The following is a 20,474-nucleotide window of genomic DNA, read 5'->3' as shown; positions in this document are numbered from 1 at the left end:
TGAATTGAGCAAATGGGGGCAGCTACTAAAATTTCAAGTGCTTTGTTTTAAAATCTCTATATTGCAGTATATGTTCATTTATTCCATACTTAGACACCAAAAAAGTCACTCGGATTTATTATGCAAAATTGGTCGCCAAGTTCCTGGCTCCAACGTCCCTATTTGCAAGCTGCAACCTATGCTGATGAAGCTCAATTAAAAAAAGTTGTAGCGCAATTAAGCCTATTCCCACCACTGGTTACCGCTGGAGAAGTAAAACAGTTAAGAAAAGAAATTGCGCGTGCTGGACGTGGTGAAACCTTTATTCTTCAGGGCGGGGACTGTGCAGAATCATTTAATGATTGTCGACCTGAAATTATTAGCAATAAGTTAAAAATCTTATTGCAAATGAGTTTGATCTTATTGCATGGTTTACGTAAACCCATTATTCGTATTGGCCGGATTGCTGGACAGTATGCAAAACCACGTTCTTCTGACTTTGAGACTATTGATGGAGTAACCTTGCCAAGTTATCGAGGCGATCTGGTTAACTCACCTGAGTTTACGCAAGTAGCCCGTGAACCGAACCCCAATTTATTGATACAGGCCTATAATTGCTCTGCAATTACTTTAAATTTTATTCGTGCCTTATTAGACAGTGGTTTTGCCGATCTTAACCATCCTCAACGTTGGGATTTAAGATTCGTAGAACATTTAAAACAAAAAAAAGAATATCAAGTTCTGGTGAAATCGATTGGCGATGCTTTGGATTTTTTAGAAACTATAGATGGAATACAATCCAGTAATTTATCCAAAGTTGATTTTTATACCTCACATGAAGCATTGCATTTGCATTATGAACAGGCATTGACTCGCCAACTAGAAGATGGCCTGTGGTATAACTTATCCACTCATCTACCCTGGATAGGCATGCGCACCACACAGTTAGACAGTGCTCATTTAGAATTTATGCGTGGGGTGCAAAATCCTTTGGGCATAAAGATCGGTCCTTCAGCTACCCCTGCATGGTTAGAAGAAATAATTAATTATGTTAATCCGCATCGTGAAGAGGGACGTCTGGTCTTATTTACACGTTTAGGCGCTAAACACATAGACCGACTTCTGCCACCACTAATTGAAGTGGTTAAAAAAACTAAAATCCCAGTAACCTGGTCTTGCGATCCAATGCATGGCAATACAGAAACTACAGCAGATGGGATTAAGACACGCCACTTCGACAACATTCTTGTAGAATTGAAACAAGCGCTCGAGATCCATCAGGATATGGACAGTTATCTTGGTGGCGTTCATTTTGAATTAACAGGCGATAATGTGACAGAATGTATTGGTGGCGCTCATGGTTTAGCTGCTGATGATCTGAAAAAAGCCTATTATAGCTTGGTCGATCCACGATTAAACTATGAGCAATCAATCGAAATGGCCTTACAATTAAGTAAACAGTTTAGAAATATCTAACCCTTAATACCGATCATGTCGATAAAGTCACTTCTATAAATGTATGGAATACCTCTATCGACGAAAGAAACGAGCTACTACTTGTATCATAGCTAATGCTTGCATACGTGAGTAGACTGAGTGGTGAAATCCATGTTGAATACCTGTATTGGATCTCTGCTAGGACTGATTTTTGCTATGCTGTTCGCTGAGTACTAAACGCATGACACCCAAACGACCATTAGCTGTTGAACTGGAACAATGCTCCCAAGTTAATGAGAGAAGTGGTTTTTGAGGATTTGCAAGAATACGTTTTATCAATGTTTCATTACTAATACCAATCCTTTCAAATAATTCAACTCCATTTTTAGTAAATGCTTTAAGTTTTTTTAATAATATTTTGTTACAAATTTTATTATGTTGTTCACGACTTAAGCCCAAAAACTGCGGATCTAATTATAATTCGTAATAACAACTATAAACTAGTTTACGCAAGCCTGGGGAGCTCATTTTTTTGATTGCATATAAAACTTACAATAAAGTTACACATGATAAAACGGACTAAACTCGTGTACTGCTTCAACCATAGCAGCAACATGCTCAGGAGGTACATCTGGAGTAATGCCATGCCCTAAATTAAATATATGCCCCGAACCATGACCAAAAGAATTCAATACCTTTTTCACCTGCTCACGAATACAAGGTACAGAGGTTAATAATACGGCTGGATCCAGGTTTCCCTGCAAAGCAACTTGATTACCTACGCGTGAACGCGCATCAGCTAAATCACAGGTCCAATCCAACCCCAAAGCATCACATCCTGTAATCAGCATTTTTTCTAACCATTGACCGCCATTTTTGGTAAATAAAATAACAGGAATCTCAGGATAAATTGCTTTAATATGGTGTACAATCTGCTGCATGTACTGCAAAGAAAAATTCTGATAATTTTCAGGGGTTAATATACCGCCCCAGGTATCAAAAAGCATTACTGCATTGATGCCTGATTTAATTTGTTCTGATAAATAATCAGATACTGATACTGCCAATTTATGCAATAACTGATGAGCTGCTTCAGGTTCCTTGTAAATCAACTTCAAAATACGTTTAAAGTCTCTGCTGCTCCGTCCTTCAACCATATAGCAGGCTAAAGTCCATGGGCTTCCAGCAAAACCGATTAATGGTAATTCATTTGGCATTTCCTGACGAATTAAACGCACTGCATTCATTACATAAGCTAAGGAATCTGCAGCTTCAGGAACTTGGAGATTTTTTATAGCCTGCAGATCGTGAACTGGCTTTTTAAAGCAAGGCCCTTCCCCTTCAGCAAAATATAAACCAAGCCCCATAGCATCAGGAATAGTTAAAATATCAGAAAATAAAATAGCAGCATCCATCGCATATCGGCGCAAAGGTTGTAATGTTACTTCACAAGCCAGATCAGGATTTTTACAAAGATTTAAAAAATCACCGGCCTGCTCTCTGATCTTTCTATACTCAGGCAAATAACGACCTGCCTGGCGCATCATCCATATTGGCGTTCTTTCTACAGGTTGACGTCTTAATGCTCGGAGAAACAAAGAGTTACTTAAATCATACATACTTGAAAACCCAACACTAGCAAAATGCGTTTATAATAACATAATCACTATCTTAACAAAAAAATGGATTGTTTATGCTTTAATGTCAAAATCTCACTCTAGGCAAGAAAAAAAATTCAGGTAAAATAGACACATCATATTTTACTGGAAAAAAATTGGATACTTTACATATTAAAGCACTCACTGTAAGCACTAAAATTGGCGTATATGCTTGGGAACAACGGGTTAATCAACCTTTATTAATTGATATAAGCATGGATTCTGACTTCAGTGTCTGCAATGATGATTTAAACAATACTATAGATTATGCCTCCCTGTGCGAAACAATCACTCACTTTGTAGAATCAAAGTCTTTTCGATTAATTGAAACAGTTGCGAATGAAATCGCTAATTTAATTAAGCAGAAATTTAAAGTGTCGCATCTTACTGTAGCAGTGAGTAAACCCCAGGCAGTAAAAAATGCGGCGAATATCCAGGTGATCGTACATCGTTAATCACCCAGTGGTTAGCATTCCACGCAAATGCTCATTTTTTGCTAAATCTATTTGTGCTTTTTGAGCTAATGTCCGGTTTGCATAAGGTCCGACTACAACACGGAACCATATACCCCGACTGCTATGGCTGATGGGAACAACCATTACATTAAATCCTTTGAGAATTAATAAACCTTTCATGTGTTCCGCATCCTGTCGAGCTTTAAACGCAGCGACTTGTACTGAATAAGTACCCTTTCCTACAACGGGGACAGGAGCAATTGGTTTCGACTCAAGAGCCTTAGCAACTACAGGTTGTTGGACGTTAGCAGCAGTGTCTGCTGCTGTAGTCTTTGTGGCAACAATGCTAGCGGAAACACTAGTTGCAGCAGCATTCGTACTCGGTTGTGATCCAGCAAGCTTTTCAGAATTTGGCATCTTTTCATTGGTCAATAAAGTATAGAATTCAAACTTAGGCTTATGAGGAACCGTTGTTTTTTGTTGAGCTTGAGGATTATTTAGCGTTTTATTTGCTTCATGGTGTGCCAAAACCTGAGTATTTACCCAGTGAACTAGGGTGCCTAAATCAAAAAAAGTAGCACTTAAGTACCCCAGAAGAAAGGTTATTGTACTTACTAAAAACAGATTTGGCACTCGCGAAGACCGCTTACTGCTATATTCTCTTCCCATCACATACTCTCAGGAGCAGATACGCCCAATAAATCTAAACCATTATTTAAAACCTGACGTACAGCCTCTAGTAAGCTCAGACGTGCACAGCGTAATTGTTCGTTTTCACATAAAAGTTGCACGGCATTATAATAACTATGTAATCCATTAGCGAGTTCACGCAAATAATAAGCTACTTGGTGAGGTTCACAACTCATAGCAGATAACTCTACAACTTCAGGATAACGACTAATTAACGCGATTAATGCTGTTTCATGAGACTGCTCTAACAAATTAACATTCGCTAAGCCAATCGTCTTATCCCAGAGCAAACCTCGCTCTTTTAATTGCCTTAATACAGAACAGATTCTCGCATGCGCATACTGGATATAATAAACGGGATTATCACTGGATTCGGATTTTGCCAAATCTAAATCAAAATCCATATGCTGTTCGGCCTTGCGTGCAACATAAAAGAAACGAGCTGCATCATTACCTACTTCTTGACGTAGCTCTCTTAACGTGACAAAAGAACCACTTCGTGTAGACATTTGCACTCGGTCACCACCACGATACAAAATAGCAAATTGCACTAAAAGCACTGTCAAAGCACTCTCATCATGGCCCAAAGCATTTATTGCAGAACGTAATCGGTTGACATACCCGTGATGATCGGCACCAAAAATATCAATCACTCGATCAAAACCACGATTGTATTTATTCCAGTGATAAGCAACATCAGAAGCAAAATAAGTTTTTTGTCCGTTAGCACGCACTAATACCCGATCTTTTTCATCGCCAAACTCCGTAGCCTTAAACCAAAGAGCACCTTCTTGCTCAAAAGTGTGCCCTGCGTCTTTAAGTGCTTGAATACCGTGTTCTATTGAACCGTCTTCGAATAAGGAACGCTCAGAAAACCAGTTGTTATACTCCACGCCAAATTCAGTCAAATCCTCTTTGATGTCCTCTAAAACAATTGTTAAAGCATGTTGATGAAATAAAGCAAAATTAGGTTGGCCTAACAATGCATTTGCACGTTCAATCATCGCATCGATATAAATTTCTTTATTACCGCCTTGAGGCTCATCAGCAGGCATGCCTTCAAGCACTAAGGTCCAAGGATGAACAAATTGAGCCCCCCTTTCAGACCACAATACCCGTGCGATATCAATAACATACTCGCCTTTGTATGCATTTTCTGGAAAAATAACTGGTTCAGAAGCCAACTCCAGATAACGCAACCATACACTGACAGCAAGAATGTTCATCTGCCGTCCAGCATCATTCACGTAATACTCGGTAGTAACATCATAGCCTGCAGCATGTAAAACATTTTTTAAGGAAGCACCAAAAGCAGCACTGCGACCATGTCCAACATGCAAAGGACCTGTTGGATTAGCAGAAACAAATTCGATCAGCACTTTTTGATTGTGACCAATCGTACTTCGTCCAAAATCCTTAGCCTTAGTTAATATTTCCGCAATAATTGGCGAGCGAGCGTTACTGCGTAGAAAAAAATTAATAAAACCTGCACCAGCAATTTCTATTTTTTCTACAGACTCATCAACAGGTAAGAGCTGAACTAAACGCTCGGCAATCTTAAGAGGTGCCTGACGACAGGGTTTAGCTAGAATCAACGCAAGATTACTAGCATAATCACCATGAGCTGCATCTTTTGTACGATCCACTTTAATCTCAATATCCAGATCAGCAGGTACATCCCCTGATTTTTGCAGGATGGTTAACGCCTGTCTTAAAAGATGCTCTACAGTATGTTTCATACTACTCATTTTCCATAAAAAAATAAGATTATTATGCTCTTTTTCATACCAATTGAAAAGGTTTTAAGTGGCAGAGGTGACATAAACTCTAAATTCAAGTTACACTGCCACATTAAATTTTTCATGATAAGTACGATCTTGCTCTCCAACTCATGTGATGCATTAACTGGTGTCGGACCAACGCTGGCAACAAAACTCGCTAAATGCGGTATTTATACTGTGCATGATTTACTCTTTCATTTACCTTACCGCTACCAAGACCGAACTCGAATTACCCCTATCCAGGATTTACGGCCTAATGACTGGGCTGTTATTGCTGGACGTGTATGTAAAACTGAAATCAAACCAGGCAAACGAGCCCGATTCAATTGTTTTGTTGAAGACAAAACAGGAATTATCAAGCTGCAATTTTTTCACTTTAACACGCAGCAAATTAAAACATTAACACAGTGCGCCATGATCCATGCCTTTGGAGAGGCGCGTGAATTTAATAATCAATTAACCATGACTCATCCGGAATATCAATTACTAGCCGAAGGTGAGAAATGTAGGGTTAATGAAACATTAACTCCTATTTATCCAAGTACTCAAGGATTAAACCAAACCCGATTAAGACAAATCGTATTACTTGCCCTTAAATATTGTGATCACGAATTGGAACAATTAGAATGGATGAGCAAAGAACAATTGCAAACCAACAATTTTTATCCTATGGCTGAGGCGCTTAAATTACTGCATACCCCCCCTCCTGACATTTCTATACAATCTTTGGAACAAGGACAACATCCGGCACTAAAACGCCTGGTTTTTGATGAATTATTAGCTCAGCGTCTCAGTATGCAATTTGCCAGACAATCCCGCAGCGCTTTACACGCAGCACCCCTACCTATTGATGCTGTCCTAAATCAACGCTTCATGGATGTATTACCTTTTACACTAACTCAAGCACAACAAAGAGTGATGCAAGAAATCAGTAGGGATTTAATTCAAACTAAACCAATGTTACGACTAGTGCAAGGAGATGTAGGCGCGGGAAAAACAGTTATTGCTGCTCTTGCGGCGCTGCAAGCAATTGCTAACGGACACCAAGCTGCTTTTATGGCTCCGACCGATTTATTAAGTGAACAACATGCCAATAATTTGACTCATTGGCTTGCACCCTTAGGAATTAAAATTGTAAGGCTAAGTGGTAAAATGAAAATCAGCGAGCGTCGTAACGCTTTTGCAGCACTTGCGGATGGAAGTTGTCAACTTGCTATCGGTACTCATGCCTTATTTCAAGAAGAGGTTACTTTTGCACGTTTAGGTTTAGTGATTATCGATGAACAACATCGTTTCGGAGTAGAGCAACGATTGTTGCTGCAACAAAAAGGACAAAACGAGCAACATATCCCTCACCAGCTTTTAATGACGGCAACACCTATTCCAAGAACTTTATCTATGACTCATTTTGCACATTTGGATATCTCGATTATTGATGAATTACCCCCAGGACGAACACCTATCTCCACGGCCGTATTAGGTCAAAACAAACGTGAAGCAGTGATTGATCGATTAAAGGTAGCCATTGCTGATGGACGTCAGATTTACTGGGTATGTACGTTAATTGAAGAATCTGAAAAATTACAATGCGTGGCTGCTACCGAAACAGCACAACTACTGCAAGCACAACTTCCAAATGCACGTGTAGGTCTTGTACATGGACGCATGAAGACAGTGGAAAAAGAAGTAACAATGGCTGCTTTTAAATCAGGAGAAATTAGTTTATTAGTAGCAACTACTGTCATTGAAGTTGGCCTTGATGTTCCTAATGCCAGCTTGATGATCATTGAAAATGCCGAGCGTTTAGGTTTATCACAACTCCATCAATTACGTGGTCGCATCGGACGAGGAAGCACTCAATCACATTGTATATTACTTTATCAATCTCCTCTTTCCCAGCAAGGAGCTGAACGTTTAAAAATAATGCGTGCTACCAATGATGGCTTCATTATTGCAGAAAAAGACATGGAGTTAAGAGGAGCTGGTGAAGTTTTGGGAACAAGACAAACAGGTTATCGACAATTTAAGTTAGCTAATTTACAACGAGATCAGGCTTTAATAACTCTTTTATCACCTATTGTTAAAAAATTAATACTGGATTCACCAGAAATAGCTCGTGCAATTACACAACGTTGGCTTGGTAATGTTGAGCAATTTTTGCAAGGATAAAAATATTTTAAAAAAATTTTCAAGTTAAGACTGTTTTTTATTTTTTTCTTTGTTAATATGTTAGATTCCATTCTAAACTTTGCCACACATAAGTCTGTGGATATCTATTTATAAACGATTTCAATAACTAAAAATCCACTCTTAATCCATTCATTTGAAAGTCCTTATTTCATAAGGGTTCTAGCCTATTTATCTCGATAAATATTAAAATTATTTATCCACAAATTCTGTGGATAACTTTGTGTATAGGATGTAAAATATTATGTACAACCCTTTAGCTGAGTTTCTGTTTTAGCACCGTCAATTCAGAGGAACAGCTTTAGCTGCGTCTCGAAGCCTGGAGACGAGATTCAAGTCCAGAACCAAAACTTCTCGCTACCGCTCTTCCTGCTCGAATAGATCTGGATCAAATAGATTCTTACCCATAACTGGAATTAGCTTAATGGCAATGAGCCGAATGCTGTTCCCCAATTCGGTTATCTAGTTTAGCCAAAAAGTTTCAATACAATAATCTATAGTAAGTACATGAAATATTTATTTACATTAGAAATAAATGGAGAACATCATGCCAACCCCAACGAAAGAAACGGTGCTTGCTTTTTATAGAATCAAATGATTCGTTCACCTTTGACAAATCAAAATGAGTTCAAGCAATTTTATGAAAAAAAAGCTCAAATTGATGTCATCGCTGATTATTCTACGAAATTAATGGCTGTATTGAATAAAACTATTCATGCATATAACGGTAAAAAAACCGATTATAAAGCCCCAGCTCTAGTATGGTGGAGGATAGGAAAATTTGAGCAAATTCTTGAACATGAAGAAATTCGCCGGTTTATTATGGAATCTACAGCATGTTAAAATTTGATTTTTTCAAAAGGTGGAAAATCGCTTGTTTTTCCTAGTGTGAAAATTTTTGAATTGTTTATTCCACTAGCTAAAGGTTGGATGTTCTCGCTCCAGAAAATACATCACTTATATGAGTGATACCACGTTTTCACAATCAAAGCGATCCACATTAACGACCTTTATCCACAAATTCTGTGGATAAAACTGTGAATAGGGTGTAAAACATCATGTACTATCAGTTAGCTCCTAGCATGATTGAAAACTTGCCAATGTGATAGAAAGTAGCTGATAGTTTTTTAAAAGTGGGCTTCCTAGTCCGACAGATAAAAATATTTTAGAAAAATTCTTAAGTAAAGACTGTTTTTTATTTTTTTCTTTGTTAATATGTTAGATTCCTTTTTCAATATTAGAAGAAATCTCCTTGTGGATATCTCTCATAACCAGTTCGTATAACTAAAATACATTCTTTATCTTCTCATTAGAAAAACCCTTACTCTATAAGGCTTAAAGCCTATTCAACACCATAAACAAAAAAATTTATTTATTCACAAATTCTGTGGATAACTCTGTGTATAGGATGTAAAGTATTACATACGATTAGCTGACTCATTAGATGCTTTAGATAGTGAGCAAAATTTTAACTTCCTGATTCTATAAGTCATTTAACTTACTTTACTACAAAAAATCTCAAAAATTAGTTGTTGCTGTCACTTGATAATTGAAACAAGAGGTTGAAGAAGGATTAAATTACGATTGATTGGTTTTTTTATACACAAATTATTTCGAGACATCGACTAGTTATCCACAAATTCTGTGGATAATCGTGTGCATAGCATCTAAAACACCATATATTATCAATGCATTTAAGACTGCATTAGAACGACACACACTGCTAACTTAACAGAGGTTATAAATTTTGATACAAAATAATTTATAACCGTGTTTAAATAAGCCTAAAGTATTCATTCAAAACCACCATGATTCGACACGACAGATATTGGCATGCTAAAAAAGTAACTCTGATTGGAGCGATTTCTAATGCCACTCTAGGATTCATTAAATTAATCGGTGGTTTTTTATTTCACTCCCATGCACTTGTTGCTGATGGGATTCATTCTTTTTCCGATCTCATTACCGACGCAATGGTTTTACTGGCTTCCAAATATGGAAGCATTGATGCAGACGATAATCATCCTTATGGACACCAACGTATAGAAACAGCAGCCACGCTTTTTTTATCCTTATTACTTATCCTTGCCGGAATTGGTATCGCCTGGAATTCAATTTATGAATTAATTCATACAAAGTTTACCATTCCAGATTGGTTATCTATTCCAATAACTTGCTTATCCATTCTTAGTAATGAACTTTTGTTTCATTACACTATACGCATAGGGAAACGTATCAACTCCAAGTTAATTACTGCCAATGCCTGGCATCACCGTTCCGATTCAGCCTCATCACTGGTAGTGCTTCTGGGACTAATAGGAAGCTTAGCGGGTTTTGTTTATCTTGATACGGTGGCCGCAATTATTATTGCAATAATGATTGTGAGAATGGGATGGAGTTATGGCTGGAATAGCCTCAAAGAATTAGTGGATACTGCGGTCGACGAAGATCTACTCATGCAAATTGCACAGGTTATTCAAAACGTAGCGGGGGTTAAAAAAATTCATCAATTACGCAGTCGCTTCATGGGAAATGATGTATTAATTGATGCACACATTTTAGTATCGTCGAAAATATCTGTATCAGAAGGACACTACATTGCTCAACATGTACATCATGCGCTCGTTGATCAAATTAATAGCGTTAAAGACGTAGTTGTCCATGTAGATCCAGAAGACGATGAATCATCCAGCCATTTCTTACATTTGCCTAACCGGGATGTAATCGACAAACAACTAGTTAAAATGGTACAGAGTACTTTCCCGCACATTCTATTTTGGAATTTACATTATCTTAATGGCAAAATAAGTATTGATATAGCCTGTGATGAACATTTTACTCAATGGCAAGAATTGCATGATCAAATTGTTTTAGTTTTAAAAGAACATACAAATATTAAAGAAATTCGTTTATTTAGTTTGCATCCAACCATGCATCCATAAAAATGGGCACTGCATAATATCAACTAAATTAGCCTTAAAGCACAGAAAGTTAAACTCATTTGTGTTAAGATGGTAGAAATGCCAATAGACCCTAGGTTAAACTACGCGTCCAAAGCTTTTGATTAAAGATAGGCATAATTCATGGTCTCAGCGGTCATTTTAAAAATCTTTTTTGCATTTTCAATTTTTATAGTGATTTTGCTTGCTGGCTGGTACCCTTTTAAAAAACGCATTAAAGAGAATCAACATATTGATTTTCCTGTAGGAGAAACTCTTGCTACAGGTGTTTTTTTGGGGGCCGCATTGCTCCATATGTTGCCTGAAGCAAATACTCTATTTAAATCAATGGGTTACGACTACCCTTTTGCATTTATTATCACGGGTGCTGTATTTCTAATTTTTCTCTGGTTTGAACACTTAGGCAAAGAACTGTACCATCATCAAAGTGCAGAACATCCTGCTTTTGCACTACTAGCATGGGGAATGCTCTCTGTTCATTCTGTAATGCTGGGGGCAGCCTTGGGATTAGCTCATTCCAATTCGGTCATTATTATGTTGTTCCTCGCGATTATTACTCACAAATGGGCAGAAAGTTTTGCTATTGCAGTACAATTAAATAAAAGCTCCCTCAAAATGAGTCAAAGCCTGATCTTCTTTATTTTATTTAGCTTTATGACCCCATTAGGAATTTATTTGGGCTGGTATTTTAACCATGGAGTAGAAACCAATTCAGTTTTTGATCCTATTTTAATGGCTGCTTCCGCAGGAACCTTCCTTTATTTAGGAACGTTACACGGTTTAGAACGTTGCGTTATGGTCCAACGCTGTTGTAATCTGCGCGACTTTAGTTTTGTAATTATTGGGTTTGTACTCATGGCTGGAGTAGCCATTTATGTCTAAATTCCTACAACAAGAACCTATAATTCTTGCTTCAGGCTCAGCGATAAGATACAAATTATTGCAATCACTAGGCATCTCCTTTACTGTTGTTCCTTCTAATTATGATGAGGAAGCAATTAAAGAATCATTTCATACTAAAAATAAGATTGATTTAGGTTATGCTCTAGCAGCAAACAAAGCTCTGGAAGTAAGTAAACAATATCCGCAGCATTTTGTCATTGCAGCCGATCAACTGTGTCTTATTGGCCAAGAACTACTCAATAAGCCATTAACTCATCAAACAGCGATGCAGCATTTGTCTTTATTAAGTGGTCAAAAACACCAGCAAATTGCTTGTCTTTGTATTGCAAAAAATAATAAACTGCTTTGGCAACATCATGAACAAGCCGAAGTAACTTTGCACCCTTTAAATGAACACATCATTGAAGCTTATTTACTTAGCGAAAAACCTTATCAAAGTTGTGGTGCATATCAATACGAAACTCAAGGTAAATGGCTATTTAAAGAAGTAAGCGGCTCTGAGGATACTATTCTTGGACTGCCTTTGTTACCTTTAGCTTCAGCTTTAATGAAATTAGGAGCCGTACGCTTTGCAGAAGGCTCTTTGAGTGATGAATAGCTTTCAAGCCAAACACTAATTAATCGTAATCAGGGAATCACTATGCACATAACTAAAATTCGAGCCCGCGAAATCTTAGACTCTCGAGGTAATCCAACCGTTGAAGCAGATGTTATTTTAAACAATGACATCATGGGAAGGGCTAGTGTCCCTTCTGGAGCTTCAACAGGAAGCCGTGAGGCCTGTGAACTACGTGATAATGATTCGAAACGTTATGCAGGTAAAGGAGTCCAAAAAGCTGTTGATCACATAAACCAGGATATTAATCCAGCATTAAAAAATTTGTCGGTAGAAGATCAATCTGTTTTAGATCAGGTATTGTGCGATTTAGATGGAACAGAAAATAAGTCACTATTAGGTGCCAATGCTATTCTTGCTGTATCGCTTGCTGCAGCTAGAGCCAAAGCCAATGCTCATCATCAACCTTTATTCGTGTCATTAAATCAAAATGAAACAATGACGATGCCAGTGCCTATGATGAACGTTTTGAATGGTGGTGCTCATGCGGATAATAATGTTGATATTCAAGAATTTATGATCATGCCTTTGGGCGCTCCCGATTTTCCTACAGCACTCCAAATGGGGACAGAAGTTTTTCACCTCCTTAAATCTGTATTAAAAAAACAAGGATTAAATACTGCCGTGGGGGATGAAGGTGGTTTTGCGCCTAATATAAAGTCCAATCGTCAGGCTCTGGATATGCTGTGTGAAGCCGTTAATGCAGCAGGCTTTAAGTTAGGAGAAGAAATAGTGCTTGCTCTTGATGTTGCTGCTTCAGAATTGTATCAGCAAGGTGCATATCACATTGACTCTGAAAAGCAAATATTTACTTCACTGCAACTTATTGATTATTACGCTGATCTGATTTCTAATTACCCAATTATCAGTATTGAAGATGGTCTAGATGAGAAAGATTGGGCAGGATGGAAACAACTTACACAGCAACTTGGAAAAAAAATACAGTTAGTTGGCGATGACGTATTTGTTACTAATCCTAAAATTCTCCAAGAGGGTATTAACCAAGAAATCGCTAATGCAATTCTGATTAAAGTCAATCAAATTGGTACCTTAACTGAAACCAGGCAGACAATTAAACTGGCTCATCAAAATGGCTATCATTGTGTCATGTCCCATCGTTCCGGGGAAACTGAAGATACCTTTATTGCCGACCTTGTTGTTGCTACTGGTTGTGGACAAATAAAAACAGGCTCTTTATGCCGTACAGATCGGATAGCCAAATACAACCAATTATTACGTATTAATGAAATGGCTTCTTTACCATATGCAGGAAGAAGCATTTTGAAAAAATCTTAGGAATGTGCACGAAATAACTTGGACATTTGAATTAATAGACATTATCCAATTTCCAAGGAAAGATTGTATTATTGTGAGCTTAAACTGGTGAAATCAGAGACAAGGTTTCATTAAAGCGTAGCCACTAATTTTTACTGTTTAGAAAGACTGATAATTCTTTTGTTATCATCTGCCATATATGCTGACATAAAGGTTTAAACAACGTCCCTTTCCGATTTCTTGAATAATATGATTATCATTGTCAGCTAATGAGTGGCTATAAACCAAATCACTTTCGTCTCTTGCTATTAACGAGGAAATTTTTCGGTACCAAATCGGCACACCATCTGCACACAATTACAGACCATGAAAGATAACTTGGTGCATTTTAGAGAAAGAACAGCAACTCAGAATTGACGTGGTCTTTCAGTAGTCTTTCATGAAAAGCTCAAAGATCCTTATAGCGGGTTCGATTACCGCCGCCTCCACCAATTCAAATCTAAGAACATCCAATACTATCTCATAACCCTTGATCTTAAAGGGTTTATACTTTAGTCTCCATACAATAATGTCTAACAAGTACCCCCCAAAATCCAAACCTAAGTTGGGGTATATCTAAGGGTACTTCGACAAGTTGTGAAGGAGATATCCCCAATGGCATTAACTGATGTCAAAGTATGTATAGCTAAACCTCAAGAAAAAGCCTACAAGCCGAAATGAATACAGATAAAAAAATTCCTAATGATAATACCGCTTCTGTGAAGGGAACAGTCTATCAGTTTTATGTTGCACTTGAACGAGCATTTATGCTTGAAGAAGACCAAAAAATATGGATTGAAAAATTTGGTGACGTCACCGTTTCTGGTCAAGAACAGATAGAAACTAAACTGTATAATGACTCGCTGACTGACAATCATCTCAACTTCTGGAAAACTTTGAAAAATTGGTTTGAGCCAGAATTCGATTATCATGCATATACGTCGTTAATTTTATTTACTACTCAATCAATAGGCTCATCAAGCAAATTTTTGAATTGGAATGATGCTACAGTTGATGAGCGTTTAAAAAAATTACAAACCATACTACAAATATCCGAAGAGCGGTTTAAGAATAAAATAGGGATTCAAAAAGGCAAGATTCCATCTCAAGTGTTAAAAGAGCAGCGATTTGTGCTTCATTACTCAAGATCTGAGCGGTTGAAAGCAATAATTTCAAAGCTAACTATTGAGTCCGACTCTCCTGACATTGGCGCAATACGTAAGAAAATTCTGGATAGACATGCAAAAACAATATGTCCTGCTAAAAGGGAAGATTTTTTAAATGATCTGATGGGTTATATAATTAGCTCCTCCAACGCCTCAAATGGGTGGGAGGTTACATTTGACGGTTTCTCCAAGCAGCTAACGCAGATATCAGCACGTTATCATCGTTTGACAGTTATTTTTCCTTGTAAATTAAAGAACCCAACCAGTGAGCAAATTGAGTTACAAAAAGAAAAAAGATTTGTTCATAAGATTCAGGAAATAGAACATCACGATGTTATTTCCGAAGCTATACTCCACTATATTCTAGCTAGTATTACAGTGATGGAGGAGCTTAAAAATTATGCTTTTGATCCCAATTGTTATCATACTTATGCCAATAATCATAAAAAAAATCAGCAGTCAGAGCATCGGATAGCAAAAAGACAATTCTTTCAAGATCGCGTCATCGCCTCTCAGAATTTCTATGATAAATTGACAGGTGAGTTTCCTCAGCCTTTCTCTGTCTTTGAGCAAACTCCAATCGAATTCAGAAACGGTGTGTTACACATGCTCGCTGATGATGAATCTGATGAATTTCAATGGAAGCTGTGGGAATGACAGCAAACGCAATTCACCATTATGTAACACTTACAAGAAGCCCTTTGCTTCTAGCTCCAATTATCGAATCTTTTTTTCAGAATATTAAGCCGTTTGAAAAAAATATATTATTAGGTTACTTGGTACTTCCTATCGTACTCTATCGTGCATCACGAAATTTTTTACAAAGTGCCACCTCGCGAAGCACTCTTATTACCTTTTGTAAGAAAAATAACCATCTTTCTGGCCTTCCGCAAAGGTTAGAGGAATTGCGCTCAACATGCAGTTTAGCTGTACAGAACTCTATCGATTGTGCACGACTTATAATTCATCCTGATCTTTCATTGGAGTATGTTGGAAATAATCAATATAACTCTAATCAAATAATGTCGGCAGAAATTAAAGCAGCTAAACGGCTGGCTATAATATTTCAGCCTTATGAAGTGTCAACGGTGTACAAGCTCTTAGGAGTAACTAATTTATGAATTGTTTTATCAAATTTATTGGCATTCTTGACCATACTGGAGTAACACACTACGTCGAGTTTTTTTCAGGTTTAAATGTTATCACGGGAAAATCTTCCACTGGTAAGAGTGCAATTATTGAAATTTTTGATTATTGTTTTGGGAGTGGTGATTATACTGTGCCTGAAGGGGTTATTACAGCAAGGGCTGATATCTATTTCACTGTTCTTCAATTTCCATCATTAGCGTTGGTTCTTGCGAGACGCGGCAATTCCAATTTATGTTTTATCAAAGAGCTCATATGCAAACAAGAAATAGAAGGATTAAGAACGACGAATAGTGATTTTTTTTCACCTGGCTATTTTATTCCTTTAAAAGATTTTAAGAAGGAGCTGGGACGATATTTCAATGTGGCGCTTAGCGATATAGATGAGAACATTGAAGCCAGGATCTATAATAATGGTAAAAAAAGTCCAACACCATCTATACGAAGTTTTATGTCATTCATGCTGCAACATCAAAACCTTGTTGCAAACAAGCACGCCATTTTTTTTAGATTTGACGAAAAAGAAAAGCGGGAGCAAGTTATAGATCATTTTAAAGTATTTCTTGGGATTGCAGATCAAGAATATTTTATTTTATCCCAACAATTAAATGAAAAAGAACAAGAGCTTAAAAAGCTTATGTTAATGTTGCCGAGAAAAGCCGAAGAAAGAAATAAAACTCAAGAGGAAATATCAAGAATTTTAGATGAATATTTAGCTATTACCGGCACAAACTTAATTGAACTCAGTGCGTCACATATAATTACAAATCCTCAGCAAGCACTCGATGCGATTAGTAATGCTCATATTCAAGTTAATATACTGAGTTCTACTTTTGAGCAACAACGAGCTTCTTTAGAACAAGCTAAGTCTATATTGTATGCTGAAATTAGAGATCTACAACGAAATAGAATGACAACTCGAGCATCTATCAAGTATGCAGAAAAATTCAGAGAAACAATGGATACAATAAGTGTTCCATTCTCTGCTGAAATTCCAATATCTACTTGTCCATTTTGTGAATCAGAAAACAATAATAATGAGCAGGAAGCTAATCGTTTAACAGAAGCGATTTCTTGGTTAAATAATGAACTTCGATTATCCCCATATATGCGGGAATCTTTTGCTGAAGATGAACGTAGGTTTTCTGCAGAAATTGAAAATAAACATAATGACTTGAAACACGTACTGGAAAAATTGGCAATATTGGATAAGCAAACCACTGATTTGTCTAAAAAACGCCCTGTTTCTGAATTGGCAATAAAGGCAAGATTGCGTATTGAAGCCATATTAGAGTTATTGATATCTCGTTCTAGTACTGATCTTGAGTTGAGAAAAGAACAGCTTGACAAAGAGAAAAAAGAATTGACTGAGCATTTGAATAAATACAATATGAATGAGCGCCTGAATAGAATAAAGAGTCAAATTGAGGACGCAATGCATGAGATTGGACAGCAATTTGATTTTGAGGAATCTTATCATCCAATTAACTTAAAGTTTTCTTTGGAAAGTTTCGATCTTTGGCATGAACAGCCAACAGGAAAAAAAATCTTTCTAAGAACTATGGGAAGTGGAGCTAATTGGCTTTATTGTCATTTAACTTTATTTTTAGCATTACATAGAGTTTTTGCTATTAACTCTAAGTTTGGAAGTAAAATTCCACCTATATTATTCCTTGACCAACCTACGCAGGTCTATTTTCCCAATTATCAAACTGATGTAGCAGAAGAATTCAGTGCTGCAGAGCTTGCTGAAGGCACGGCAAGGCATGATAGAGTAGACGAAGATTTACATGCGGTAGTCAATATGTATCGAGAATTAATTCGATTCTGTGATTTGACCGAAGAAAAGTCGAAAATACGGCCTCAAATTATTGTTACTGACCATGCTGATCATTTAAAATTTGATGAGGGAATTTTATTTGAGTCATTTGTTAGGGCAAGATGGCGGTCTAGAGGGTTTATTGCAGAAGAAACTGCACATATCGAAAATTAATGATCAATGCGGCTAGACAGACTGGTCAACTAAAAAGATACAACTTAACTAAACTACTTTAGTGATGTTTCAATAGTTAATTCTCATTTTTTAGGGGTGAATTTGGCTGAATTGAATATTAAAAAAAATTGGCAAGCGCATTGTTTAAAAACATAGTTGAGCTTTAGATATCAGGAAGAGGCATGAAAAACAAAGAAATGAACGGTCGTCCTATTGATTATTATGCTGGATTGCTTAATGAGCTTCTTAAATTACCATCAGAAACTGAATGTCTTGAATTCAAGTATAATAAGGCCGACCTAAAGGAAATTGGTGAGTATTATTCTGTTTTAGTAAATTCTCCGCTATCAAACGAAACAATTATAGCAGGTTATTTCTCATGAAAGAACGGGATATTGCATTGGTTGATGAACTACGTTCTCAATTTTCTGAAAACAGTTTGTTGGAATTCAAAAAGAATAATTCTGAGCCCAAGCTGATAGGAAAGCTTTGCTCTGCATTGGCAAATGCAGCACGTGTTGCGCAAAAAGAATTTGCTTATGTTTTTTGGGGTATTGATGATGCTACTCATGATGTAGTAGGAACAACATTCGATCCTGATGCACAACTGGTTGGTAATACAGTCTTTCAATTATGGTTAACACAGCATTTGAGTCCGGATCCTGGCGTTACATTCAGAAAAATTAGTCATCCAAACGGCAGCGTAATCCTTATGGAAATTCCTGCTGCTACCATTGCTCCGGTTACCTATGATGGTATTGCATATATCCGGATTGGTAGTGCCACTCCAAAGCTTCACGATCACCCAGCCCTTTTTCAACGATTAATTGGCAATATGCGCCCCTATACTTGGGAGAAAGGTATTGCTCTGCCTTATATATCTGAAAATCAGGTTTTGGAATTACTGGATTATCCAACCTATTTTAAATTAACCCAACAACATTTACCTGATAACAGAAGAGGCATTTTTGAAAAACTGGACGCAGATGCATTAATCACCAAAGATGTTGGAAATCATTGGAATATTACCAATCTTGGTGCGATTTTGTTTGCAAATGATTTAAATCGTTTTGACTCAGCGTTGGCCCGCAAAGCGGTGCGTTTCATTGCTTATGACGGAAGTAATCGTGCTGCAGTAGTGACGCATAGGTATGATATGAATAAAGGTTATGCATCCGGTTTTGAAGAGTTGGTCCTGTTTATTAATAATTTACTGCCTAAAAATGAGCACATTGGCTTGGTCTATCGGGAATCAAAACCACTTTATCCAGAAATAGCGATTCATGAGTTAATTGCTAATGCTCTGATCCATCAAGACATGACTGTCAGAGGCGCTGGTCCTCAAGTGGAGTTGTTTGCTGATCGATTGGAAATTACAAATCCCGGGGAATCTCTAGTTCAAACAGAAAGAATGATTGATTTACCACCTCGATCACGTAATGAGGCACTTGCGGCATTGATGCGTCGTATGAGTTTGTGTGAAGAGCAAGGCAGCGGATTGGACAAGGTTATTATGAGTGTAGAGCTTTTTCAATTGCCACCGCCAAAATTTCAGGCAGAAAAGTCGAGCATGCAAGCCATGTTATATGCTCCCAGATCCTTTGCTAGTATGACCATTGATGAGCGTATTCGAGCTTGTTACCAGCATGCAGTAATAAAATATTTAAGTGGTGAGCGCATGAAAAATTCTACGCTTTGTGAACGTTTTGGAATTGACCCTGTATGCTTCACAAGCAACCAAAGTTATTAATGCCGCGATAAAATCTCATCGTATACAAGCAGCGGATCCTGAGCATCCAAGAGCAGGGTATGTTCCGACATGGGTATAGAATATTTCTTGACTGGGTTTTGACTCCAAGACTATTTTTTACTGTATGAAATTAATTAGTTAAGTAAAATCAATGCATTACCCTGTTTTTATTTCTTGACTGGGTTTTGACTCATGATAAGCAAGGAGAAGTGGCCCCAAAAAATGAGACAGTGGTATAGAAAAGAAACGATTGTAGTTGGGGTTAAAAAATGGCTCACAAAAAGTTCAGTTCAGAATTTAAGTCAAAAGTTACGATAGAGGCATTAAAAGGTCATAAAACGCCCAATGAATTAGCATCGGAATTTGAAGTACATCCAACACAAATTAACCAATGGAAAAGGCTGTTATTAGAAAGCAGCAAGCATCTATTTAGTGGTAA

At 37.3% G+C, this 20,474-nt stretch carries 18 protein-coding genes; 14 read left to right on the top strand and 4 right to left on the bottom strand.

Translation table 11 applies throughout. The features are described 5' to 3' along the window. Positions 1 to 120: 120 nt before the first annotated feature. Positions 121 to 1,455 (top strand): 3-deoxy-7-phosphoheptulonate synthase class II, encoded by a 1,335-nt coding sequence (locus tag WA877_RS05310; protein ID WP_425169895.1) that lies wholly within the window; start codon positions 121 to 123, stop codon positions 1,453 to 1,455. Between the two features lie 159 nt (positions 1,456 to 1,614). Here WA877_RS05310 and WA877_RS05305 read toward each other — a convergent pair whose 3' ends face one another. Both WA877_RS05305 and hemE read right to left on the bottom strand, forming a co-directional pair. Then, entirely contained in the window at positions 1,615 to 1,875 is a 261-nt protein-coding gene (locus WA877_RS05305; protein ID WP_425169894.1) for a hypothetical protein, read from the bottom strand. Between the two features lie 101 nt (positions 1,876 to 1,976). Then, complete coding sequence (hemE, locus tag WA877_RS05300) at positions 1,977 to 3,035, bottom strand: uroporphyrinogen decarboxylase (RefSeq protein WP_425169893.1); 1,059 nt, start codon at positions 3,033 to 3,035, stop codon at positions 1,977 to 1,979. A 155-nt stretch (positions 3,036 to 3,190) separates the two neighbouring features. Between hemE and folB the strand changes: the two genes are divergently transcribed. Next, positions 3,191 to 3,529 carry a dihydroneopterin aldolase gene (folB, locus tag WA877_RS05295; protein ID WP_425169892.1) on the top strand — a complete coding sequence of 113 codons (339 nt, stop codon included), beginning with the start codon at positions 3,191 to 3,193 and terminating at the stop codon, positions 3,527 to 3,529. Here the strand turns inward: folB and WA877_RS05290 are convergent, their stop codons facing one another. Together WA877_RS05290 and argS are read right to left on the bottom strand one after the other, a co-directional pair. Continuing rightward, positions 3,530 to 4,198: an SPOR domain-containing protein gene (locus WA877_RS05290; protein WP_425169891.1), complete on the bottom strand. Its 669-nt coding sequence runs from the start codon at positions 4,196 to 4,198 to the stop codon at positions 3,530 to 3,532. Further along, on the bottom strand, positions 4,198 to 5,958 hold the full coding sequence (gene argS / locus WA877_RS05285; RefSeq protein WP_425169890.1) for an arginine--tRNA ligase: 1,761 nt from the start codon (positions 5,956 to 5,958) through the stop codon (positions 4,198 to 4,200). The genes WA877_RS05290 and argS overlap by 1 nt, the downstream gene beginning before the upstream one ends. A gap of 138 nt (positions 5,959 to 6,096) precedes the next feature. On the opposite strand from argS, the gene recG reads away from it, so the two are divergent. The 12 genes from recG to WA877_RS05225 form a co-directional block, all read left to right on the top strand. Then, positions 6,097 to 8,169 (top strand): ATP-dependent DNA helicase RecG, encoded by a 2,073-nt coding sequence (gene recG / locus WA877_RS05280; RefSeq protein ID WP_425169913.1) that lies wholly within the window; start codon positions 6,097 to 6,099, stop codon positions 8,167 to 8,169. A 612-nt stretch (positions 8,170 to 8,781) separates the two neighbouring features. Then, entirely contained in the window at positions 8,782 to 9,030 is a 249-nt protein-coding gene (locus tag WA877_RS05275; RefSeq protein WP_425169889.1) for a hypothetical protein, read from the top strand. A gap of 965 nt (positions 9,031 to 9,995) precedes the next feature. Further along, on the top strand, positions 9,996 to 11,129 hold the full coding sequence (locus WA877_RS05270; protein WP_425169888.1) for a cation diffusion facilitator family transporter: 1,134 nt from the start codon (positions 9,996 to 9,998) through the stop codon (positions 11,127 to 11,129). A gap of 141 nt (positions 11,130 to 11,270) precedes the next feature. Continuing rightward, entirely contained in the window at positions 11,271 to 12,029 is a 759-nt protein-coding gene (locus WA877_RS05265; protein WP_425169887.1) for a ZIP family metal transporter, read from the top strand. Beyond that, entirely contained in the window at positions 12,022 to 12,648 is a 627-nt protein-coding gene (locus WA877_RS05260; RefSeq protein WP_425169886.1) for a Maf family protein, read from the top strand. The genes WA877_RS05265 and WA877_RS05260 overlap by 8 nt, the downstream gene beginning before the upstream one ends. A 42-nt stretch (positions 12,649 to 12,690) precedes the next feature. Beyond that, the gene (gene eno, locus WA877_RS05255; protein ID WP_425169885.1) at positions 12,691 to 13,962 is read left to right on the top strand and encodes a phosphopyruvate hydratase; all 1,272 of its coding nucleotides are present in this window, start codon (positions 12,691 to 12,693) and stop codon (positions 13,960 to 13,962) included. A gap of 695 nt (positions 13,963 to 14,657) precedes the next feature. After that, positions 14,658 to 15,803 (top strand): hypothetical protein, encoded by a 1,146-nt coding sequence (locus WA877_RS05250; protein ID WP_425169884.1) that lies wholly within the window; start codon positions 14,658 to 14,660, stop codon positions 15,801 to 15,803. Further along, on the top strand, positions 15,800 to 16,267 hold the full coding sequence (locus tag WA877_RS05245) for a three component ABC system middle component (protein WP_425169883.1): 468 nt from the start codon (positions 15,800 to 15,802) through the stop codon (positions 16,265 to 16,267). Before WA877_RS05250 ends, WA877_RS05245 begins: the two co-directional genes overlap by 4 nt. After that, entirely contained in the window at positions 16,264 to 18,285 is a 2,022-nt protein-coding gene (locus WA877_RS05240) for a DUF3732 domain-containing protein (RefSeq protein ID WP_425169882.1), read from the top strand. The genes WA877_RS05245 and WA877_RS05240 overlap by 4 nt, the downstream gene beginning before the upstream one ends. A gap of 182 nt (positions 18,286 to 18,467) precedes the next feature. Next, complete coding sequence (locus WA877_RS05235; RefSeq protein WP_425169881.1) at positions 18,468 to 18,668, top strand: hypothetical protein; 201 nt, start codon at positions 18,468 to 18,470, stop codon at positions 18,666 to 18,668. Further along, entirely contained in the window at positions 18,665 to 20,035 is a 1,371-nt protein-coding gene (locus tag WA877_RS05230) for an ATP-binding protein (protein WP_425169880.1), read from the top strand. The genes WA877_RS05235 and WA877_RS05230 overlap by 4 nt, the downstream gene beginning before the upstream one ends. A gap of 269 nt (positions 20,036 to 20,304) precedes the next feature. Beyond that, a partial coding sequence (locus tag WA877_RS05225; protein ID WP_425169912.1) for a transposase occupies positions 20,305 to 20,474 on the top strand: 170 nt, incomplete at its 3' end.

Origin of the sequence: Legionella sp., assembly GCF_049790535.1 — a bacterium.
In the GTDB taxonomy this organism is placed as follows: Bacteria; Pseudomonadota; Gammaproteobacteria; order Legionellales; family Legionellaceae; genus Legionella.
This window is presented reverse-complemented; position numbering and strand designations above follow the sequence as displayed.

Bases quoted from the DNA above. Each gene is read 5' to 3' on its own strand.
- WA877_RS05310 (WP_425169895.1), top strand. From the start codon at position 121: ATGCAAAATTGGTCGCCAAGTTCCTGGCTCCAACGTCCCTATTTGCAA.
- hemE (WP_425169893.1), bottom strand. From the start codon at position 3,035: ATGTATGATTTAAGTAACTCTTTGTTTCTCCGAGCATTAAGACGTCAA.
- WA877_RS05290 (WP_425169891.1), bottom strand. From the start codon at position 4,198: ATGGGAAGAGAATATAGCAGTAAGCGGTCTTCGCGAGTGCCAAATCTG.
- argS (WP_425169890.1), bottom strand. From the start codon at position 5,958: ATGAAACATACTGTAGAGCATCTTTTAAGACAGGCGTTAACCATCCTG.
- WA877_RS05275 (WP_425169889.1), top strand. From the start codon at position 8,782: ATGATTCGTTCACCTTTGACAAATCAAAATGAGTTCAAGCAATTTTAT.
- WA877_RS05270 (WP_425169888.1), top strand. From the start codon at position 9,996: ATGATTCGACACGACAGATATTGGCATGCTAAAAAAGTAACTCTGATT.
- WA877_RS05265 (WP_425169887.1), top strand. From the start codon at position 11,271: ATGGTCTCAGCGGTCATTTTAAAAATCTTTTTTGCATTTTCAATTTTT.
- WA877_RS05260 (WP_425169886.1), top strand. From the start codon at position 12,022: ATGTCTAAATTCCTACAACAAGAACCTATAATTCTTGCTTCAGGCTCA.
- eno (WP_425169885.1), top strand. From the start codon at position 12,691: ATGCACATAACTAAAATTCGAGCCCGCGAAATCTTAGACTCTCGAGGT.
- WA877_RS05250 (WP_425169884.1), top strand. From the start codon at position 14,658: ATGAATACAGATAAAAAAATTCCTAATGATAATACCGCTTCTGTGAAG.
- WA877_RS05245 (WP_425169883.1), top strand. From the start codon at position 15,800: ATGACAGCAAACGCAATTCACCATTATGTAACACTTACAAGAAGCCCT.
- WA877_RS05240 (WP_425169882.1), top strand. From the start codon at position 16,264: ATGAATTGTTTTATCAAATTTATTGGCATTCTTGACCATACTGGAGTA.
- WA877_RS05235 (WP_425169881.1), top strand. From the start codon at position 18,468: ATGAAAAACAAAGAAATGAACGGTCGTCCTATTGATTATTATGCTGGA.
- WA877_RS05230 (WP_425169880.1), top strand. From the start codon at position 18,665: ATGAAAGAACGGGATATTGCATTGGTTGATGAACTACGTTCTCAATTT.